The organism is Streptomyces sp. NPDC048506 (assembly GCF_040651315.1).
GTDB lineage: Bacteria > Actinomycetota > Actinomycetes > Streptomycetales > Streptomycetaceae > Streptomyces.
This window is the reverse complement of sequence record NZ_JBEZIX010000077.1, coordinates 1-17,643: the sequence shown is the minus strand read 5'-3', so window position 1 is coordinate 17,643 and position 17,643 is coordinate 1. Positions and strand designations below refer to the sequence as shown.

Here is a 17,643-nt window from a genome sequence, read left to right as displayed (position 1 = left end):
GGCGGCGTCCGACCGACCCGGCCGGGCGGGTGGAGCTACTGGACGGCGTAAAGGCGGACGTTCGTGACGCAGGCTTTGAGGCTCTGTCAGGTCGTGCCGGTGCAGAGGTGCAGGACCGCGTCAGCCGTGTCGAGGGTCGCGTGGTCGAGGGGGAAGTAACCCTGCTCAGGGGTGGTGTCGGTGCGCTTGCGGGCGGACGGGACCGTGGCGGCCGCGGTCAGGCCCCAGGCGGTGATGCGGCGTTGCAGAAAGCTCTCGTAGGTATCCGGTTCGGGTTCGCCGAGCCCGAGGGTTTCGCTGCGGCCCAGGCTGCCGGCGACGAAGACGTGCTGCTCGCCGCCCATCAGGGAATCCACGATGGCGCCGGCGCCGGACCAGGTGAGGTCCTCGTCCCCCATGCGCCAGGTGCTCGGGTTCCGCTGGAGGTGGAGGTTGTGCGCGAAGACCAGTGTCGCGCCCCGTCGTGCCTCGATGCCGCGGATGTCGAGGAGGTTCTGGGCCATGAGCGCGTCCCGGGTGGCGAGCAGGCGGAACATCCGCGCACTCTGTTCGAGGCGCTGTGCGCACTGCTTGTGGTAGCGCAGCAGGCCGAGACCGGCGGTGAGGTGTGTCTTGGCCCTGAGCCACTCGGCGGGTGAGGTGGCCGCGATCCGCTCCGGGGCGCGTGCGTGGAGCAACAGGAGCATGTCGTCCGCGAGCGTTCGCAGCCGCTCGGCCTCGGCCGTGGCGCCGATCGACTTTGCCGGGTCCATGACCGCCTCCGTGCGGCTCCACTGTTCGTCGTCTCCGACCAGGCTCACCAGGTCGAGGTCGAGTTCCAGGTAGTCGCGGGCGTATGCGAGGTAGCGCCGTGGGCTCGGTGCGCTGGTGTTCTCCGTCGGGGTGTCGAAGCCGTGGAACGTCAGGTGTTCTTCTGCGGGGCGGCTCTCGTTGTACTCGCGCATCCAGTCAACCAGCTCCCGGTTGGCGTCCAGCTCTCCGAAGCCGGGTGAGAAGCCTTGGTGCATCGCTGTGTCGAGGGTTCCGACTCCGTTCTGGACGAAGTCGTTCACGGTGAGCGCAGCCACGCGATCGGTTTCGAGGGCGATCGACCGAAAGCCACGGTCGACCAGTTGAGCGAAGAGTTCGTTGCGGGCCTCCGCGAAGGCCGGTACCTGGTGCGTCGGTTCACCGACCGCCAGAAGGCCGCATGACGGAGTGACGAACTTTCGAATGTCCTGGGTCATGGGCCTCAATCGTATCTTTGAATGGGCGGTTGAGACTTGTCGAGAATCCTTCCCTAAGGCATGCGGTAAAGTCTCAAACCGGTGATAACGATGCGACCAGCTGACCTCGCGCGCGAGCACGGCATCTCGACCCAGGCGGTCCGCAACTACGAGCGCGACGGGTTCCTCCCACCCGCCGAGCGCACACGGAGCGGTTACCGGATCTACACCGAGGTGCATGCGGCAGCGCTCCGCGCCTACCTCTCTCTCGTCCCGGCCCACGGCCACGCGGCGAGCGGCCGGATCATGACCGCGCTCCACGACGACGAACTCGACGACGCGCTGATGATCATCGACCGTGGCCACAACCAGTTGCTCCGCGACCGGGAAACCCTCGACGCGGTCAGGAGAGCGGTGGGGCACCTGACGGCGGAGTCCGGCGCCGGTCCGGAGCATTCAGCGGACCCCGGCCCCCGAACCATCGGCGAACTCGCGCACCAGTTGAGCGTCACCCCGGCGACCCTGCGCAAGTGGGAGGGCGCCGGAATCCTCGTCCCCGCACGGGACCCGGTCACCGGATACCGCGTCTTCCGTGCCGGCGACATCCGCGACGCCGAGCTCGCCCACCTCCTCAGACGCGGGGGCTATCAGTTGGACCACATCGCCACCGTGGTCCAACAGATCCGAACGGCCGGCGGCACCGACACGCTGTCCGGTGCCCTGGACGACTGGCGGCGCAAGCTCACCGCACGGGGCCTCGCCATGCTCGACGCGTCCACTCACCTCAGCCGCTATCTGGGCCTGGTCAACCGCGGCACCTAGGGACCGCCGCGGAGCGGCCCGCTGCCGCGCCCTCCGCCACCCCGGCGTTCGATTACAGTGGGCGGCGAGCCGTGACTGGCGCTTGGGTGGAGTACCACCGGGGAGCGGCTCGGCCCCTCATGGTCTGTGCCGCGCGCCTGGGCGATCCGTCACGACGCCCAGGAGAGACCCGATGTCCCGGACCGCCCGCCTCATGGACGGCAGCGCACTCGCCCGCCGCATCGTCGACCAGGCCGCAGAGCGCGCCGCAGCCCTCACCCGGCAGACCGGCCAGGCCCCGTGCCTGGCGACCGTACTGGTGGGTGACGATCCCGCCTCGGTGACCTACGTCCGCATGAAGCGCGCCCGTTGCGAGAAGGCCGGCATCCGCTCCCGGCACGTCGCGCTCCCGGCCGCCACCACGACCGCCGAGCTGGTCGACACCATCACCGCCCTCTCGCACGACCCCGAGGTCCACGGCATCCTCCTCCAGCACCCGGTCGGCCCGCACATCGACGAGCGCGCCGCCTTCGAGGCGATCGCCCCCGAGAAGGACGTCGACGGTGTCACCTACCACTCCTTCGCCACCATGAGCTTCGGCGTCGACGGCTTCGCCTCCTGCACCCCCGCCGGCATCCTCCGCCTCCTCGACCACTACGACGTCGAGCTGGCAGGCAAGCACGCGGTCGTGGTCGGCCGCAGTGCGATCCTCGGCAAGCCCGTCGGGATGCTGCTGCTCGGCCGCAACGCCACCGTCACCTACTGCCACTCCCGCACCACCGACCTCGCCTCGCTCACCCGGCAGGCCGACGTCCTGGTCGCCGCCGTCGGCCGGCCCAGGTTCCTCACCGGTGAGCACATCAAGCCGGGCGCCGTGGTCATCGATGCCGGCTACAACCCCGGCAACGTGGGCGACGTCGACTTCGACTCGGCGAGCACCCGGGCCTCCCTGATCACCCCGGTCCCCGGCGGCGTCGGCCCGATGACCATCGCCACCCTGCTCACCCAGACCGTGGACGCCGCGACCCGGCAGCTGACGGCGGGTTGACGGCCGGGGCGGGCCACCGGTGTCCTCCTGAGGGCCGGTCATCTCCGCCCGTCCCGCGCCGGTCGTCCGTATGATCACGATCGGACACCGAGGACACCGAGGACACCGACTGGGAGGCTGAACGGCCATGGCGGATCAGCGCGTTGTGATCGTGACGGGTGGCGGCACCGGCATCGGCGCCGCCACCACCCGGCTGCTGCGGGCGGCCGGGCACCACGTGGTGATCTCCGGCCGCCGCCCCGACCCACTGCACCGCGTGGCCGACGAGACCGGAGCGCTCGCCCACCCGTCCGACGCCGCCGACCCGGAGGCCGTCGCGGACCTCGTCGACACCGCGGTGTCCACCTACGGGCGCCTCGACGGTCTCGTCCTCAACGCCGGTATCGCCCGCAGCGGATCGGTCGGCGACCTGTCGGTGGAGGACTGGGAGGCCGTCATGACCACCAACGTCACCGGCCCCTTCCTCCTCCAACGCGCCGCTCTCCCATACCTCTTGGCGGCCCGCGGCGCGGTCGTCGCGGTGGCGTCGGTCTCCGCCCTGCGCAACGGCAAGGCCAACGCCGCCTATGCGACGTCGAAGGCGGCCCTGCTCCAGCTCTGCCGCTCCCTCGCCGTCGACTACGCAGGGGACGGCCTGCGCGCCAACGTCGTCTGCCCCAGCTGGGTGCGCACCGAGATGGCCGACCGCCGGATGGCCCGCTTCGCCGAGGAGGCCGGACTTGCGGACGGAGGGATCGACGCCGCGTACGAGGAGGCCACCCGGCTCCTCCCGGCCGGCCGCCCCGGCGAGCCCGAGGAGGTCGCCGAGGCGATCGGCTGGCTGCTCTCACCCGCCGCGTCGTTCGTCAACGGCGCGGTGCTCACCATCGACGGCGGTGCCACGGCCGTCGACATCGGCGGCGCCGGATTCACCCACCTCCTCACGCCGCGCACCGGCGCCGAGGCCTGAGGCGCACCGCGCCGGCTACCCCCAGAGGGCCTGGGCGAGCGCCGCACTGCCGAAGGCGGCGCCGAGCCCGGCCACCAGGCTCACCACGACATTGGCCGCGGCGAAGAACCGGGCGCCGTCCTCCGCCAGCCGCAGCGTCTCGTACGAGAACGTCGAGTACGTCGTGAGGGCCCCGCAGAAGCCGGTGCCGACCAGCAACTGCACCTGGGGTGAGGCCACCCCGGCGGTGACCGCGCCGCTGACCAGGCCGAGGACCACCGAGCCGATCACGTTGACGGTGAAGGTGCCCCAGGGGAAGACGGTGTCGTGCCTGGCCTGTACCGCGCGGTCGGTGAGGAAGCGCAGCGGGGCGCCGACCACGGCACCCGCGATGACGAGCAGCCAGTTCACCGGCCCGGTTCCTCCGTCCGGTCCGTGGCGGGGGGCGTTCCGGTCGTGCCCGGCCGGGCCCCGGGGCGGATGACCTCGCAGGCGTCGAGGACGACCAGTCCCTCGGGCACCAGCTCGTCCAGCTCCGGGAGGAAGGCGCGGATCCGCTCCTCGGTGTCCACGATCACCACCGCCACCGGGAGGTCCTCGCTCAGGGAGAGCAGCCGCGTGGTGTGGATCATGGAGGAGGCGCCGAAGCCCTCGACACCGCGGAAGACGGAGGCACCGGCGAGGCCGGCCCGGTGGGCCCGGTGCACGATCTCGGTGTAGACGGGCTTGTGGTGCCAGGTGTCGTCCTCGCCCAGCAGGACGGTGGCGCGCAGGGCGGGGCCGGTGAGTCTCACTGCTGTCTCCACTCGACGATGCGGCGTCCGTGATGCGGTGCGTCCGTCGACGGGTTCGTTCACCACGGGACCGGGGAGATCGCCGCCGCGCACCAGCCTACCGTTCGCCGTCGTCGCTCTCCTGCCCAGGTCGTGGTGTCGCGGGGTGTGCCTGGGCGCGGTCGAGCTGCCCGAGCAGGTAGGGGAGGATCCCGCGCTCCAGCAGCGCGAGCTGCCAGGTGTCCCGGGCCTGGGCGAGCTGCGGATCGGCGTCGGCGTCGCGGGCCCCGGCAGCCGGCCTGTTGCGGGCTGCCGTGACGAGCATCCCCAGCAGCCCGGCCAGCGCCGCCACCACCGTGATCACCGCCGCGGTCGCACCGGCGGAGACCATCTCGTCCGCGAGGCGGGCGTGCCTGCCGAGGAGCCGTAATCCGAAGCCGAAGAGCAGGAACAGGGCGGCGGCGATGGCCGCCAGGCCGGGAACCAGGACGCCGAGCGCGGGCAGCACCCCGCCCGCGCGCGACCCCGTGCCGGTGGCGTCGGGGACCGGTGGGGCGGCGGTGGCCGCGTCGCGCAGCCTCCGGTATGTGGCGTATTCGGGCGCTGCCGTGGCGACGAGGTGCGGCTCCGCCAGGAGCGCCAGGGATCGCAGCCGTTCCGCGTCGACGGTGCCGTCGGCGTGCCGGAGCCCGTCCCTGACCTCCGGTGAGGCCAGCGCGCGGTCCAGGGCCTGTGCGAAGTCGGCCCGGTCCTCCGTTCCCAGCGCGTCGAGTTCGTACATCGAGAACCCCCGAGAGTGAGGCGGATGAGGTCTCTGGTCGTGCGGCGGTCAGCGGTCCCCGGTGGCGGGGCCGCGCAGGGGCTGCGGCGGTGCGGGGGAGGCGGGCTCCGGACGGTCGTCGGCCGGCGCGCCGACGGTCGGCGGTGCGTCGTCCCGCTTCATGGCCTTGGCCTCGCTCTTGAGGATCCGCAGCGACTTGCCCAGTGCGCGTGCGGTGTCCGGCAGCTTCTTGGAGCCGAAGAGCAGGATCACCACCAGCGCCACGATCAGCAGGTGCCAGGGCTCCAGTCCGTTGCGCAGCATGGTCGTCGCCTCTTTCGCGGTGGTCGCGGTGGTCGGAGTGGTTGGAGTGGTTGGAGTGGTCGAGGTGTTCGCAGGGTCTGCAGCGGAGTGGTCGTCGTCGGAGGTGGGTGTGGACCGGCGGTGTCGGGCTCCCGCTCTCACTTGCCACATTGCGCAACTGTACAACTCTTGGCGAGGGTGAACCGTCTCCTCCTGCAAAGGGACCGGGACGGGGCAGGGGTGGACAGGTGACAGGCAGCCACAAGGGACGAGCCGGACGCCGCGGTGACGGGGCCGCTCCGGGCCGGGGGCGCAGGCGCAGCAGGTTGCGGACGGCCGCGGGGGGCACGCTCTCCCTGCTCGTCCTGCTCGTGGCGGGGACTGGGTGGATCTACCTCCGGCTCAACGGCAACATCACCACGTTCGGCTCCGACGGGGTGAGCCGGGACCGGCCGGCCGCGGGTATCGGTGGCAGCAACGTGCTGGTCATCGGCTCGGACTCGCGCTCGGGCGGGAACCGCGAACTGGGCGGTGGGGAAGGGGACGTGGGGCGTTCGGACACCGCGTTCCTGTTGCACGTCTACGGCGACGGCAAGCACGCGGTCGCGGTGTCCTTCCCCCGCGACACCCTCGTCGACATCCCGCCCTGCCGGCTGCCCGACGGGAGGTGGACGCGGCCGCAGAGCCAGGCCATGTTCAACGCGGCGTTCTCGGTGGGGCAGACGGCGAAGGGCAACCCCGCCTGTACCCAGAACACGGTGGAGAGGCTGACCGGGCTGCGCGTCGACCACACCGTGGTCGTCGACTTCGAGGGCTTCTCGCAGATGACGTCCGCGGTCGGCGGTATACCGGTGTGCCTGCCCAAGGACGTCTACCAGGGAGACCTCAACCCGCACCGCGGCACGAAGGGGAAGCTCATCTTCGCCAAGGGGCCGCAGACGGTCTCCGGACAGAAGGCGCTGGACTATGTCCGTCTGCGGCACGGCATCGGCGACGGCTCCGACATCGGCCGCATCAGACGCCAACAGGCCTTCGTCTCCAGTCTCATCAAGAAGATCAAGGCGCAGGGGGTCGATCCCTCGACGCTGCTGCCGCTGGCGAACGCCGCCACCCGGTCGATGACCGTCGATCCGGGCCTGGGGTCGGCGGACAAGCTGATCTCGTTCGCGATGTCGCTGAAGGACATCGACCTGCACAACACCAAGTTCGTCACCATGCCCTGGCGTTACCAAGGCGAACGGGTCGCCGTCGTGCACCCGGAGGCCGACGCCCTGTGGGCGGCGCTGAGGGCGGACCGCACCGTGGACGGCAAGGACGCCAGCGGCAAGGACGCCGGCGGCACGGCCGGGGCGACGGATGCGCCGAGCCCGGCGGCATCGGTGTCCGGGGCGGGCATCGACGTCGCGGTCTACAACGGCACCACCGTGTCCGGGCTGGCGGCCCGCGCCGCCGGCGAGCTCCGGGCCGCGGGTTTCACCGTCACCGGCACCGCCACCGCCTCGGCCCAGGACCGCGCCACCACGGTGGTCGCGTACGGGCCGGGGCAGGGGGACCGGGCGCGGACGGTCGCCCGCCTCTTCCCGGGCGCGGACGTCCGGCAGACCGGCATCCCCGGGATCAGGGTGACCCTCGGCCGGTCGTACGCGGACGCTCCGGCGCCCGGCGCCGCAGCCTCGTCCGCCTCGTCCGCCGCGTCCGGCGCCCCCGCCGGTGAGGTGCCCCCGGACGTGGCCGACAAGGCCCGTTCCGCGGATGACGACCTCTGCTCCAACCTGTCGTACGGGTAGCCGGGGCGCCCGGCCGCCGGAGCGTCGCGGCCGGGCGCCGGTGGGCCGGTCAGTCCTCGTAGTAGTTGTTGACGATCACTTCCGGCTCGTCGTCGTCGAACGCCTCGTTCAACAGCGCCCCGCCGACCAGGCCGGCCGCGCCGGCGCCGATCAGCGCGCCGGTGCCGAAGCGGCGGCCGCCCTGCTGCTGGTGCGGCTCCTGCGGGTAGCCCTGCTGCACCGGCTGGGGGTAACCCTGCTGCGGGTAGCCCTGCGGTACGGGCTGCGGGTACCCGGCCTGGGGAGCGGTGTAGTACGGCGGCGGTGTGGTCTGCACCCGCTGGGCGCAACCGCCGCACGTCTGGATCTGACGCGGCACGCCCCACTGCGGGGACCACATCACGGTCGTCGAGCCGGGGCCGTGCTGGGGGTCGAAGAAGCAGGTCATGGTGGAACTCCCTGGAGATTGCGGTGGAGTGGCGGCCGGGCCCCGGCCGGAGCCGTCCCAATCGGTGGTGCCCGTCGAGGGGGCCGCCGTCGGCGCGGGGGACGGCGGGTGGACCGGCGGGGCCGTCGCCGCCGGAGGTGTCGGGCGCAGGACATCGACGCCGAAGTCCTGGGCGACACCGGCCAGCCCGGAGGCGTAGCCCTGGCCGATGGCGCGGAACTTCCAGTCCGCGCCGTGGCGGTAGAGCTCACCGAAGACCATGGCGGTCTCGGTGGCGGCAGCACCCCGGAGGTCGTAGCGGGCGATCTCGGTGCCGTTGGTCTCGTCGACCACCCGGATGTGGGCGCTGTGGACCTGGCCGAAGCTCTGCCCGCGCTGCTCGGCCTCGTAGAGGGAGACCGGGAACACGATCTTGGCCACCTCGGCCGGGACCGTGGTGAGGTCGATCAGGATCTGCTCGTCGTCCCCGCCGCTTCCGCCGGCCGGGTCGCTGCCCGAGTGCCGTACCGAACCGTCGGGGCTGGTCAGGTTGTTGAAGAAGACGAAGTGCCGGTCGGAGAGGACCCTGCCCGATGCGTCGCACAGCAGCGCACTGGCATCCAGGTCGTAACCGGCTCCTCCGGTGGCTCCCACCTGCCAGCCCAGCCCCACCCGCACGGCGGTCAGGCCGGGGGCGTGTTTGCCGAGCGACACATTGCCGCCCTTGGTCAGGGCCACACTCATCTGCTTCCTCCACAACTGTCCGGGTGTCCGGCGTCCTTCGGTTCCAACGCCACGGGCACTCGCATAGTTTCCGCATTGCGCAACTTTTTGAATGTGGCGCGTGACGAGCCCGGACGGGAGGAGGCCGGGCCGTCGGTGCGGGCTGAGGAGCGGTCAGTTCCGCCGGTTCGCGTAGCGGTTCCGGGCGGCCGCGAGCGCCCAGCCGTACACCGTGAGGACCGCGCCGAGCAGCGCGTAGTACAGCGGCGGTGGGGCCGTCATGCCCAGCATCGGGCCCAACGGGGAGAGCGGCAGGGCGACGCCGATCACGGCGAGGGCCGCGACGGCGAGGTGGACCGGGCCGGGGGTCCGGCTCTCGGCTGCGCGGCGGCCGGTGCGCAGCAGCAGCATCACCATCGCCTGGGTCAGGAGGTTCTCGGTGAACCACCCGGCGTGGAACATCTCCGGGGCGCCGGTGCCCGCCGCGGTGTGCAGGGCGAGGGCGAGCACGGCGAACGTGGCGAGGTCGGCGACGGCGTTGAGCAGGCCGAACACGGTGATGTAGCGGAGGAAGGTGCGCGGCCGCAGCACCGCTGGTTTGCGTACCGCGGCGGGTCCCGGCCGGTCGAAGGCGAAGGCGAGTTGGGCCGCGTCGAAGCACAGGTTCTGCACCAGGACCTGGGCGGGGAGCATGGGGAGGAACGGCAGCAGCAGACCGGCGGCGAGCATGGCGATGACGTTGCCGAGGTTGGACGAGAGCGTGATGCGCAGGTACGCGGCGATATTGCCGCTGCTGTGGCGGCCGGCGGTGATCGCCCGGTCGATGGCGGTGAGGTCCTTCTCGGCCAGGACGACATCGGCGGCCTCGCGCGCCACGGCCACTGCCCCCCGGGGGCAGATGCCGACGTCGGCGGTGCGCAGCGCGGGCAGGTCGTTGACGCCGTCGCCGAGGAATCCGGTGATGCGCCCGCTCTCGCGCAGGGCGGCGACGATGCGGGCCTTGTCCTGCGCCGTGCACCGTGCCACGACCGTGGCCCGGGCGACGGCTTCGGCGAGCGGCGGCCCGGCGAGCGTGCCGAGCTGATCGGCGGTAAGCACCTCACCCGGCTCCAGACCGAGGTCCCGGCAGGCGCGGGCGGCGGTGCCGGGATGGTCACCGGTCAGCACCTTCACCGCCACACCGCGCCGGGCGAGGTCGTCCAACGCATCGCCGGCGGAGGGGGCGAGCGCATCGCGCAGCGCGACGAAGCCGAGGAAGGTGAGTCCGCGGACGTCCTGCTCGCCGTACGGGCCGAGCCGGGCGGGACGTTCGGCGCGGGCGACGGCCACCAGGCGCAGGCCGTCCGCCGCCTCCCGAGCGGCGAGCCCGAGGAGCCGGGCGCGCTCCGCGTCGTCGAGTGCGGTGGTGGATCCGCCGACGGACAGCCGGCCGCAGCGGCCCAGCACGTCCTCGACCGCCCCCTTGACGACGAGGGTGTGCCGGCCGTGCTGCCCGGGGCGGCGCACCACGGCGGTGGCGAGCCGCTGGACCGGGTCGAAGGGCAGGGCCGCGATCCCGTCGTAGGCGAAGGGGTCCGCGCCGTACGCCCCGGCCGCGTCGAGGATCGCCTCGTCGAGGGTGTCCGGGGCGGGCAGCTCGGCGAGTTCGAGGGTCCAGCAGCTGTTGACCGCCGCCCAGCGGAGCACCTCGGGAGCGTCGTCACCCCAGGCGTCCACCGACCGCTCCAGCACCGGCCGGTCCTGGGTGAGGGTGCCGGTCTTGTCCAGGCACAGGACGTCGATCGCCCCGAGGTCGTGCAGGGCGGGCAGCCGTTTGACGATCACTCCGCTGGTCCGCGCCAGCGCGGCGGCGCCCCGGGCCAGCGTGGCGGTGACGATCACCGGCAGCATCTCGGGCGTCAGCCCGACCGCCACGGCGACCGCGAACGGCAGCGTCTCCAGGCCCCGTCCGCGCAGCGCGGCATTCGCCATCAGCACCAGTGGCGGGGTCAGCAGCATGAAGCGGATCAGCGTCCAGGCGATGCCGTGGACCGAGCGGTCGAAGGCGGTCTGTGTCCGCTGCCGCGCCGGACCGCCGTACGCGGCCGCGAACCGGGTGTCCGCACCGGTGGCGACGACCAGCGCCGTTCCGCTCCCGGAGGCCACACTGCTGCCCTGGAAGCACAGGTGCGGCGGCTCCGGCAGCTCCGCACCACCGTCGGCGGGCGCGTCGAGGGCGTACTTCGGCACCGGCACGGACTCACCGGTCAGCGCCGCCTGGTGCACGGTCAGCCCGCTGGTGCGCAGCAGTCGCACATCGGCCGGCACCAGATCACCGGGCCCGAGGCGGACCACGTCCCCGACGACGAGCTGGTCGACCGGCAGCTCCCGGACCACCGGCGGGGCGTCGTCGTCCGCCCGCCGCTGCACCGACGTGGTGGTGGCGACCAGTTCGCGCAGCGCCGCCATCGACCGGCTGGCCTGATGCTCGCCGCCCGACCGCAGCACACAGCTCACCACGACGAGCACCATGATCACGCAGGCGGTGCCCCAGGACGCGACGGCCGCGGACACCAGCCCGAGGCAGAGCAGGACCGTCGTGAACGGATCGCGCACACTGCTCAGGAAGCGCCGCGGCCAGGACACCGGCCGCCAGGCGGGGAGCACGTTCTCCCCGTCGCGCAGCAGGCGCGCCTCGGCCTGCTGCTCGGTCAGCCCGCGCGGACCGCTGTCCAGCAGGCGCATCAGTTGCAGCGCCGTGAGCCCGGCCGGCTCTCCGACGCCGTGGCCGGAGCGCAGGTCCCGGCCCGTCCGTACGCCCCCGGCGTCCAGGGGCGTACGGACGGTACCGGGTGCCGCGGTCGTCTCAGGCACCGGAACGACGGAGGTGTGCCGGCGAGGCGTGCCCGGAACGGGCGGACAGCTGGACGACCAGGAGACGTACGACGGCGACCACATCGGGGTCGTCGACGAAGTACACGACCCGGCGGCCCTCCCGGCGCGAGCGCACCAGACCGGCCAGCTTCAGCTTCGACAGGTGCTGGCTCACCGCCGGCAGCGCACCGCCGACCCGCTCCGCGAGCCCGGTCACATCGCTCTCACCCTGCGCCAGCGCCCAGACGATGTGCAGCCGCGGCGGGGAGGCGAGCAGTCCGAACATGGCGGCCGCCTCGCCCAGCACCTCGGCCGACGGGTCCACCGTGCCACCGCCCTCGCCTGTGACGCCCATCACCACTGCTCTTCTCCGTCCCCCTGGGACGTGTCCTCGTCCCCGAACGCCCAGTCTAGGCGGCACACCCCGTATCCCAGGACGTCCCGGGGCGAGCCGACGCCCGGCGCCGCACACGGGACCTGCGTGCGGGGCCGGGCGGCCGGGGTCCTTGTGCCTCACGCGGTGGCGAACAGTGCGCGCAGATGCCGGCCGTTGACGATCGCGGCGACGCCGAGCAGGGCGAGCCCGCAGACGCCCTGTTCGACCTTCAGCCACAGCGGGAACGTGCCGGGGAGCGCGATGACCGCCACGACGGCCACCAGCATGATGCCGGAGATGATCCGCAGCCTGCGGTACGCCGTGCGGGATCCGCGGGCCGCGCGGACGGCGCAGAGGAAGGTCACCAGGGCGCTGACGACGACGATCGTCGCGCGCACCCACACGGCGTCGTTCACCAGCGCGGCATCGTTGTGCAGCAGGGCGACGGCCACCAGGGTCAGCGCGCTGAGGCCGAGGTAGCCGCCGGTGAGCAGCTTGGCGGTCCGGAACGCGGCCCGGCTGCGCGGATGGTGCAGGTGCTCTTCGGGCAACGCGGTGGGGCGCGGGCTCCGGACGTTCATGGGGATCCTTTCCGCTCTGCGCTTCGCGGCCGGGTCTCGGCTTCGCCTCCAGGATCCGTCCCGCCGACCGGCCGTTCGTCGACCCCGTGGACGAGACACGGCAGGCCCGGTCTCAGGGAACCGTCGGGGGAGGCCCGTAGTGGATCCGGGCTCTTCGTGGTGACCCGGATCCTCCGGTGGGGTGGCGACCCGCGGCGGTCGGCCTCAACTCCGCCCCGACCGTGCGGACTTGCTTCCGCGGAATGCGCGGCTCCGCGCCCGCAGCGGACGCCGTGCCGCTCCACGGCCCATCCCACGCACCTTCATCTCCCCTTTCGGTGGCGCCCGGTTCACCCCGTCCTGCTCGGCCCCCGACGTCACCGGCGCCCGTCGCAGAGGCCCGTGACAGGCGGCCTGCCTCGCCGCCGCAGGGTGGACGACCGGGCCACCGGCGTCATCGCGCACGGGCCCGAACTCGCTTTCCAGCGCTGCTGATCAAGGCCGCAGGAGGGCCTGGGCCGGGCATGCGGCGGCCGGCGGACTGTGTTGTGATGGAGACGAGAGACACCGCAAGTCGAGGATTCTTTCGAGGTGATCCTGATGGCGTCGTTCAAACTTGGAGAACCTGTAGGCGACGGCACAAGGGGATTGACGAAGCTGGGCTCCCTCACGGAGCCTCCGGTCGTTCTCCGGGCCCAGCCCGACTCTTATATCCGCGCCGAGACTCCGGAAGAACTGCGGGCGTGGGAAGAGGCTGTCCGGGCCACCACCGGCCTCAAGATAGATGCCAGCAATATGGCGGGATCGGCGTCCGAGTCGTGCTCTTGCGGTTGCACCGACGACTGCTGCGTCGATTGTCCCCAGTAATGATTCTCACCGTCTCCGTCAAGGACGATCTGCACACCCTCGCCGTTCAGGAAGCCGCCGCCCGTCGCGGATACCACGAATTCCACGTCATCGAGTGCGACCAGATCAGCGGACGGCATGGCGTGGCGTGGAGCTCGCACGGCGAATCACCCACCACCGTTCTGACGTCCGACGGCCGTACCGTCGAGGTCGAGGACGTGTCGGTGCTGTGGTGGCGGAGGATGCGGGCGAACCAGCAGGCTTCGGCGCGCGCGGCGAACGACCATGAGCGGCGCCTGGTCAACAACGACTGCCGGGGAGCCCTCGGCGGCATTCTGCTGGCGTCCTTTCGAGGACAGTGGATTTCGCCCCCGGAGGCGACCGACCGCGCCGCGGACAAGCTGTACCAGCTCGCCGTGGCGCGGGCGGCGGGATTCCGTGTCCCCCGCACGCTCGTTTCGCAATCGCGTGAGGATGTCGTGGAGTTCGCCGGGCGCATTGGAAAGATCATCGTCAAGCCGGTGGTGGGTGCGAGTGGTCCGCTGATGTTCACCCAGTACATCGACGACCCGGCCGACATTCCCGAGGAATCCTTTCGGGTATGTCCCGCGGTATATCAGGAGTACATTCCCGGTCGGTGGCACATAAGGCTCAACTGTTTCGGCGACCACATGTACGCGGCCCTGATCGAGACCGACAACCTGGACTGGCGCCCCGATCTGAACGTTCCCATAGAGAAATGGCACGTTCCGGAGGACGTGGCCTGGCGGACCACGGAAGTACTCCGCCGACTCGGACTGCGCATGGGCATCATCGACATCAAACTGACACCCAGCGGCGAGCCGGTATGGCTCGAAGTGAACCCCCAGGGGCAGTTCCTCTTCCTGGAGCCGATTCTGGGGGAGCCGTTGGCCGACCACTTCGTGGACTTCCTGCTCTCGTGCGCAGGTGGCGAGGAAGGCACCTGCGACGCGGACCCGGAGGCGCGTCCTTCGGTTCATCCGATGCCCGTGCGTCGGTGACGAGCGTTCGCGACATCCGTCGATCTCTGTGCCGGTGCGGCCCCGGCACGCCGGCCGCCGCGGGCCGACCGGCGCAGCACGTCGAGGGCGGCTGCCGCGAGGGCGTAACCGACGAGGCAGCCGAGGGTGTTGGACAGGAGGTCGTTGATGTCCGAGGTGCGCCCGGAACGGACGAGGTACTGCGTCGTCTCGATGGCGAGCGAGCCGAAGAACCCGCAGAGACCGGCCGTGGACCAGCGGCGGCCGAGCGCGGCGAACAGGATTCCGCCGGGGACGAACAGGGCCGTGTTCAAGAGGAAGTCGACGACGTCGGCGGGGTTGCCGATGTCGAGGAGGGCGATGTTGACGGCCTGGCCGCCGCCCGAGCGGGTGCCGAAGGTGAGGCTGACGACGACGGCGGCCCACAGCCACACCAGACCCAGGAGCACACGCTGCGCCGCACGGAGAGGCCGAGTGGCCACATAGGTTATGAATCCGCCCAGAGCGCCGAAAGTCAGGGCAATGACGAAGAAAGGCATGCGAAACCGTAACCGGGCTGCCTGACGCGCGGCTTCGTCCACGACGCACGGAGCAACGACCCGCGCCGAGGGGCCCGGGACCGGGGGCCGGGGGCCGTCAGGAGTGTCGGGACGGGGCCCGCAAGGGGGATGCGAGCGAGGGGATGTGAGCGACAGGGCCGTGTCCTGATCGGGACGGCCGGTCTGGCCGATCCCGGTCCGCGTCACCCAGACTTCCGCCATGGACGACGAGACGGCCGGCCGGCCGCGCCTGGATGTCGGCACGGACCGGCGCTGTGCCGTCCAGGGCGCCCATGCCGACCGGCCCTGCACCCTGGTCGTGTGCCGCGGATGCTGCTGCGGCAACCCGCGCAAACACCCCGGCACCGACCACGACGGACAGCTCGCCCGGTTCCGCGCCGCGGCGGCGGAGTCGGGCGGACGGCTGGCGGTCCGCACGAGCGAGTGCCTGGGCCCGTGTGCGCAGGCCAACCTCATCGTCGTCCAACCCTCCGGTGAGGGACGCCGCCGCGGCGGCCGGCCGACCTGGATCGGCTGGGCGCTGGGCGACGACAGCGTCGACGACATCCTCACCTGGGTGACGGCCGGCGGGCCGGGCGTGGCCGGGGCCCCGCCCGCCCTGGAGTTGCAGTTCGTCCCCAGCCCCGGCGAGGCGCAGTCGCGCGCCCGCGGGCGGGAACGCCGGGCACGCCGCTGACCTACCGGCCGGCGGGTGGCTCGGGAACGTCGGGCACGCCGCTGACCTACCGGCCGGCGGGCGGCTCCGGGGCGTACGCGTCGACGGGGGCGGCCGAGGCCAGGGCTGCCGTGGCCTTCGCCAGTGTCGCGGAGTGGCCGAAGAGGCCGGGCAGACCGCCGGAGTGGAGGAAGACCGTGCGCTCACCGGGTCGGATCCCGCCGTCCCTGACTTCCGCGATCAGCCCGGCCATGGCGCGTGCGGTGTAGATCGGGTCGAGGACGATGCCCTCGGTGCGGGCGGTCAGGGTCAGGGCGTCCGAGGCCTGCTCGGTGAGGGTGCCGTAGCCGGCGCCGACCTGGTCGAGCCGTACTCTCAACTCGTCGGGGCTGCACGGCGTTTCGCGCAGACCGGAGACCAGCTCGGCGACGGTGGAGGCCGGATCGGCGACGGCGCCGCAGTGCACGCCGAGCACCCGTTCCGGGCCGAGCGGATCGACCAGCCCGGCCATGGTGCCCCCGGAACCGAGCGCGACCACGACGGTCGCCGTGTCGGGGGCCTGGACGAGGAGTTCGCGGCCGCACTCGACGTAGCCCCGGGCGCCGAGCACGCTGGAACCGCCGAAGGGGATCAGCGCCGGCACCGCGCCGCGGTTCCGCAACCGCTCGGTCACCTCGTGCGCGGCAGCATGGAGCGCCGGGCCGCCGGCGTCCCCGGCCCAGACGACCGTGGCGCCGAAGAGGCCGTCGAGCGCGAGATTGCCGGACTCCGACGCGCCGGGCGAGCCGGCGAGCACCAGGACGACGTCGAGACCCAACCTGGCGCCGGCGGCCGCGGTCAGCCGCGCATGGTTGCTCTGCGGTGCACCGGTCGTCACCAGCACCGTCGCCCCCTCGGCGAGCGCGGCGCCGCAGATCCACTCCAGTTTGCGCACCTTGTTCCCGCCGCCGCCCAGGCCGGTGAGGTCATCGCGTTTGACCCACAGGTCGTCCGGTCCGAGGCCGAGCGCCCGGGCCAGCCGTGGCAGGGGTTCGAGCGGGGTCGGCCAGGTCCCGAGCACGGCGCGCTGCTGACGGTCGCTCATCGGGTGTGCTCCCGAACGGTGGCAGGGGGAGGCGTGGGGCGGGCGGAGGTCATGGGCGGCGGCCTTCGGTAGGGGAGCTTCGGAGTGCGGCGGGAGCGGCGGCGGCCCTACCGCGCGGGGACGGCGCGGCCATCGTACGCGCGGGGGAGAGGTCGAGGGCGGTTCCGGCGGACCCGGGCCGCCCCTCGGGTGTGCTCGGACCTGTTGGACGACGTGCGGCCGCGGTCGGGTACCATATGGGAATGGTTTCCATTTTCGATAACGTTCTCGACGAGAGGTAGTCAGCACCATGTCCGCCCACTGCCAACTGACCGGTGCCCAACCGGGCTTCGGCAAGACCATTTCCCACTCGCACCGCCGCACGTCCCGTCGGTTCGACCCGAACGTCCAGCGCAAGCGCTACTGGCTGGCGAGCGAGCGGCGGTACGTCCGGCTCACGCTCAGCACCAAGGCGATCAAGACGGTGGACACCATCGGTGTCGAGGCCGCGGTCGCGCGGATCCGGGCCCGTGGGGTGAAGGTCTGATGGCGAAGCAGAGCAAGATCGCGAAGAACGACAAGCGCAGGGCGATCGTCGAGCGGTACGCGGCCCGGCGCGCCGAACTCAAGGAGATCGTCCGCCGTCCCGCGTCCACCGATGACGAACGCGCCGCCGCCCAGGCCGAGTTGCGACGCCAGCCGCGCGATGCCAGTGCGACCCGGGTGCGGAACCGCGACAGCGTGGACGGCCGTCCACGCGGTCACCTGCGGAAGTTCGGCCTGTCCCGGGTGCGCGTACGCGAACAGGCGCACGCCGGATTCCTCCCCGGGGTCACCAAGTCGTCCTGGTGAGGTCGGGCGGGATCCCCGGCGCGGGGCGGTGACCCACGGCCTGCAACTTCAGCATTCGATGATGTTGACGGCGAGGCCGCCGCGGGCGGTCTCCTTGTATTTGACGCTCATGTCGGCGCCGGTGTCCTTCATGGTCTTGATGA

General features: G+C 72.0%; 19 protein-coding genes and 1 riboswitch. Of the genes, 8 read left to right on the top strand and 11 right to left on the bottom strand.

Annotated features, from left to right (window positions below):
* Nucleotides 1-86: 86 nt before the first annotated feature.
* Nucleotides 87-1,226 carry an erythromycin esterase family protein gene (locus AB0C96_RS39570; protein ID WP_362924714.1) on the bottom strand — a complete coding sequence of 380 codons (1,140 nt, stop codon included), beginning with the start codon at nt 1,224-1,226 and terminating at the stop codon, nt 87-89.
* 90 nt (nt 1,227-1,316) lie between these two features.
* Between AB0C96_RS39570 and AB0C96_RS39565 the strand changes: the two genes are divergently transcribed.
* From AB0C96_RS39565 to AB0C96_RS39555, 3 genes are all read left to right on the top strand, one after another.
* Nucleotides 1,317-2,027, top strand: a complete 711-nt coding sequence (locus tag AB0C96_RS39565) for a TioE family transcriptional regulator (RefSeq protein ID WP_362924712.1) — start codon at nt 1,317-1,319, stop codon at nt 2,025-2,027.
* Between the two features lie 61 nt (nt 2,028-2,088).
* Nucleotides 2,089-2,177, top strand: a riboswitch (ZMP/ZTP riboswitch).
* A gap of 22 nt (nt 2,178-2,199) precedes the next feature.
* Complete coding sequence (locus AB0C96_RS39560; protein WP_362924710.1) at nt 2,200-3,054, top strand: bifunctional 5,10-methylenetetrahydrofolate dehydrogenase/5,10-methenyltetrahydrofolate cyclohydrolase; 855 nt, start codon at nt 2,200-2,202, stop codon at nt 3,052-3,054.
* Between the two features lie 127 nt (nt 3,055-3,181).
* The gene (locus AB0C96_RS39555) at nt 3,182-4,003 is read left to right on the top strand and encodes an SDR family oxidoreductase (RefSeq protein WP_362924709.1); all 822 of its coding nucleotides are present in this window, start codon (nt 3,182-3,184) and stop codon (nt 4,001-4,003) included.
* Between the two features lie 15 nt (nt 4,004-4,018).
* Here AB0C96_RS39555 and crcB read toward each other — a convergent pair whose 3' ends face one another.
* From crcB to tatA, 4 genes are all read right to left on the bottom strand, one after another.
* Complete coding sequence (gene crcB, locus AB0C96_RS39550) at nt 4,019-4,393, bottom strand: fluoride efflux transporter CrcB (RefSeq protein ID WP_362924707.1); 375 nt, start codon at nt 4,391-4,393, stop codon at nt 4,019-4,021.
* On the bottom strand, nt 4,390-4,776 hold the full coding sequence (locus AB0C96_RS39545) for a DUF190 domain-containing protein (protein WP_362924705.1): 387 nt from the start codon (nt 4,774-4,776) through the stop codon (nt 4,390-4,392). Before AB0C96_RS39545 ends, crcB begins: the two co-directional genes overlap by 4 nt.
* A gap of 97 nt (nt 4,777-4,873) precedes the next feature.
* Entirely contained in the window at nt 4,874-5,536 is a 663-nt protein-coding gene (locus tag AB0C96_RS39540) for a hypothetical protein (RefSeq protein WP_362924703.1), read from the bottom strand.
* Between the two features lie 48 nt (nt 5,537-5,584).
* Nucleotides 5,585-5,839: a Sec-independent protein translocase subunit TatA gene (gene tatA / locus AB0C96_RS39535; RefSeq protein WP_362924701.1), complete on the bottom strand. Its 255-nt coding sequence runs from the start codon at nt 5,837-5,839 to the stop codon at nt 5,585-5,587.
* A gap of 305 nt (nt 5,840-6,144) precedes the next feature.
* Between tatA and AB0C96_RS39530 the strand changes: the two genes are divergently transcribed.
* On the top strand, nt 6,145-7,605 hold the full coding sequence (locus AB0C96_RS39530; protein WP_362924700.1) for an LCP family protein: 1,461 nt from the start codon (nt 6,145-6,147) through the stop codon (nt 7,603-7,605).
* A gap of 49 nt (nt 7,606-7,654) precedes the next feature.
* Here AB0C96_RS39530 and AB0C96_RS39525 read toward each other — a convergent pair whose 3' ends face one another.
* From AB0C96_RS39525 to AB0C96_RS39510, 4 genes are all read right to left on the bottom strand, one after another.
* Nucleotides 7,655-8,755: a TerD family protein gene (locus AB0C96_RS39525; protein ID WP_362924698.1), complete on the bottom strand. Its 1,101-nt coding sequence runs from the start codon at nt 8,753-8,755 to the stop codon at nt 7,655-7,657.
* 153 nt (nt 8,756-8,908) lie between these two features.
* Nucleotides 8,909-11,512 carry a magnesium-translocating P-type ATPase gene (gene mgtA / locus AB0C96_RS39520; RefSeq protein WP_362924751.1) on the bottom strand — a complete coding sequence of 868 codons (2,604 nt, stop codon included), beginning with the start codon at nt 11,510-11,512 and terminating at the stop codon, nt 8,909-8,911.
* 67 nt (nt 11,513-11,579) lie between these two features.
* Complete coding sequence (locus AB0C96_RS39515) at nt 11,580-11,942, bottom strand: metalloregulator ArsR/SmtB family transcription factor (RefSeq protein ID WP_362924696.1); 363 nt, start codon at nt 11,940-11,942, stop codon at nt 11,580-11,582.
* 158 nt (nt 11,943-12,100) lie between these two features.
* On the bottom strand, nt 12,101-12,544 hold the full coding sequence (locus AB0C96_RS39510; protein WP_362924694.1) for a hypothetical protein: 444 nt from the start codon (nt 12,542-12,544) through the stop codon (nt 12,101-12,103).
* 968 nt (nt 12,545-13,512) lie between these two features.
* Here AB0C96_RS39510 and AB0C96_RS39505 point away from each other — a divergent pair.
* On the top strand, nt 13,513-14,391 hold the full coding sequence (locus AB0C96_RS39505) for a hypothetical protein (RefSeq protein ID WP_362924692.1): 879 nt from the start codon (nt 13,513-13,515) through the stop codon (nt 14,389-14,391).
* Here AB0C96_RS39505 and AB0C96_RS39500 read toward each other — a convergent pair.
* Nucleotides 14,367-14,852: a VanZ family protein gene (locus AB0C96_RS39500; RefSeq protein ID WP_362924690.1), complete on the bottom strand. Its 486-nt coding sequence runs from the start codon at nt 14,850-14,852 to the stop codon at nt 14,367-14,369. The two genes, AB0C96_RS39505 and AB0C96_RS39500, sit on opposite strands and share 25 nt — an antisense overlap.
* A gap of 277 nt (nt 14,853-15,129) precedes the next feature.
* Between AB0C96_RS39500 and AB0C96_RS39495 the strand changes: the two genes are divergently transcribed.
* A complete protein-coding gene (locus AB0C96_RS39495; protein WP_362924688.1) occupies nt 15,130-15,606 on the top strand; it encodes a (2Fe-2S) ferredoxin domain-containing protein in 477 nt (158 codons plus the stop codon).
* Nucleotides 15,607-15,652: 46 nt separating this feature from the next.
* Here AB0C96_RS39495 and AB0C96_RS39490 read toward each other — a convergent pair whose 3' ends face one another.
* Nucleotides 15,653-16,669, bottom strand: a complete 1,017-nt coding sequence (locus AB0C96_RS39490; RefSeq protein ID WP_362924687.1) for a D-cysteine desulfhydrase family protein — start codon at nt 16,667-16,669, stop codon at nt 15,653-15,655.
* 289 nt (nt 16,670-16,958) lie between these two features.
* Here AB0C96_RS39490 and rpmB point away from each other — a divergent pair, with 289 nt between their 5' ends.
* Nucleotides 16,959-17,195 (top strand): 50S ribosomal protein L28, encoded by a 237-nt coding sequence (gene rpmB, locus AB0C96_RS39485; protein WP_362924685.1) that lies wholly within the window; start codon nt 16,959-16,961, stop codon nt 17,193-17,195.
* Complete coding sequence (rpsN, locus tag AB0C96_RS39480; RefSeq protein ID WP_362924683.1) at nt 17,195-17,500, top strand: 30S ribosomal protein S14; 306 nt, start codon at nt 17,195-17,197, stop codon at nt 17,498-17,500. Before rpmB ends, rpsN begins: the two co-directional genes overlap by 1 nt.
* Nucleotides 17,501-17,643 lie beyond the last annotated feature (143 nt).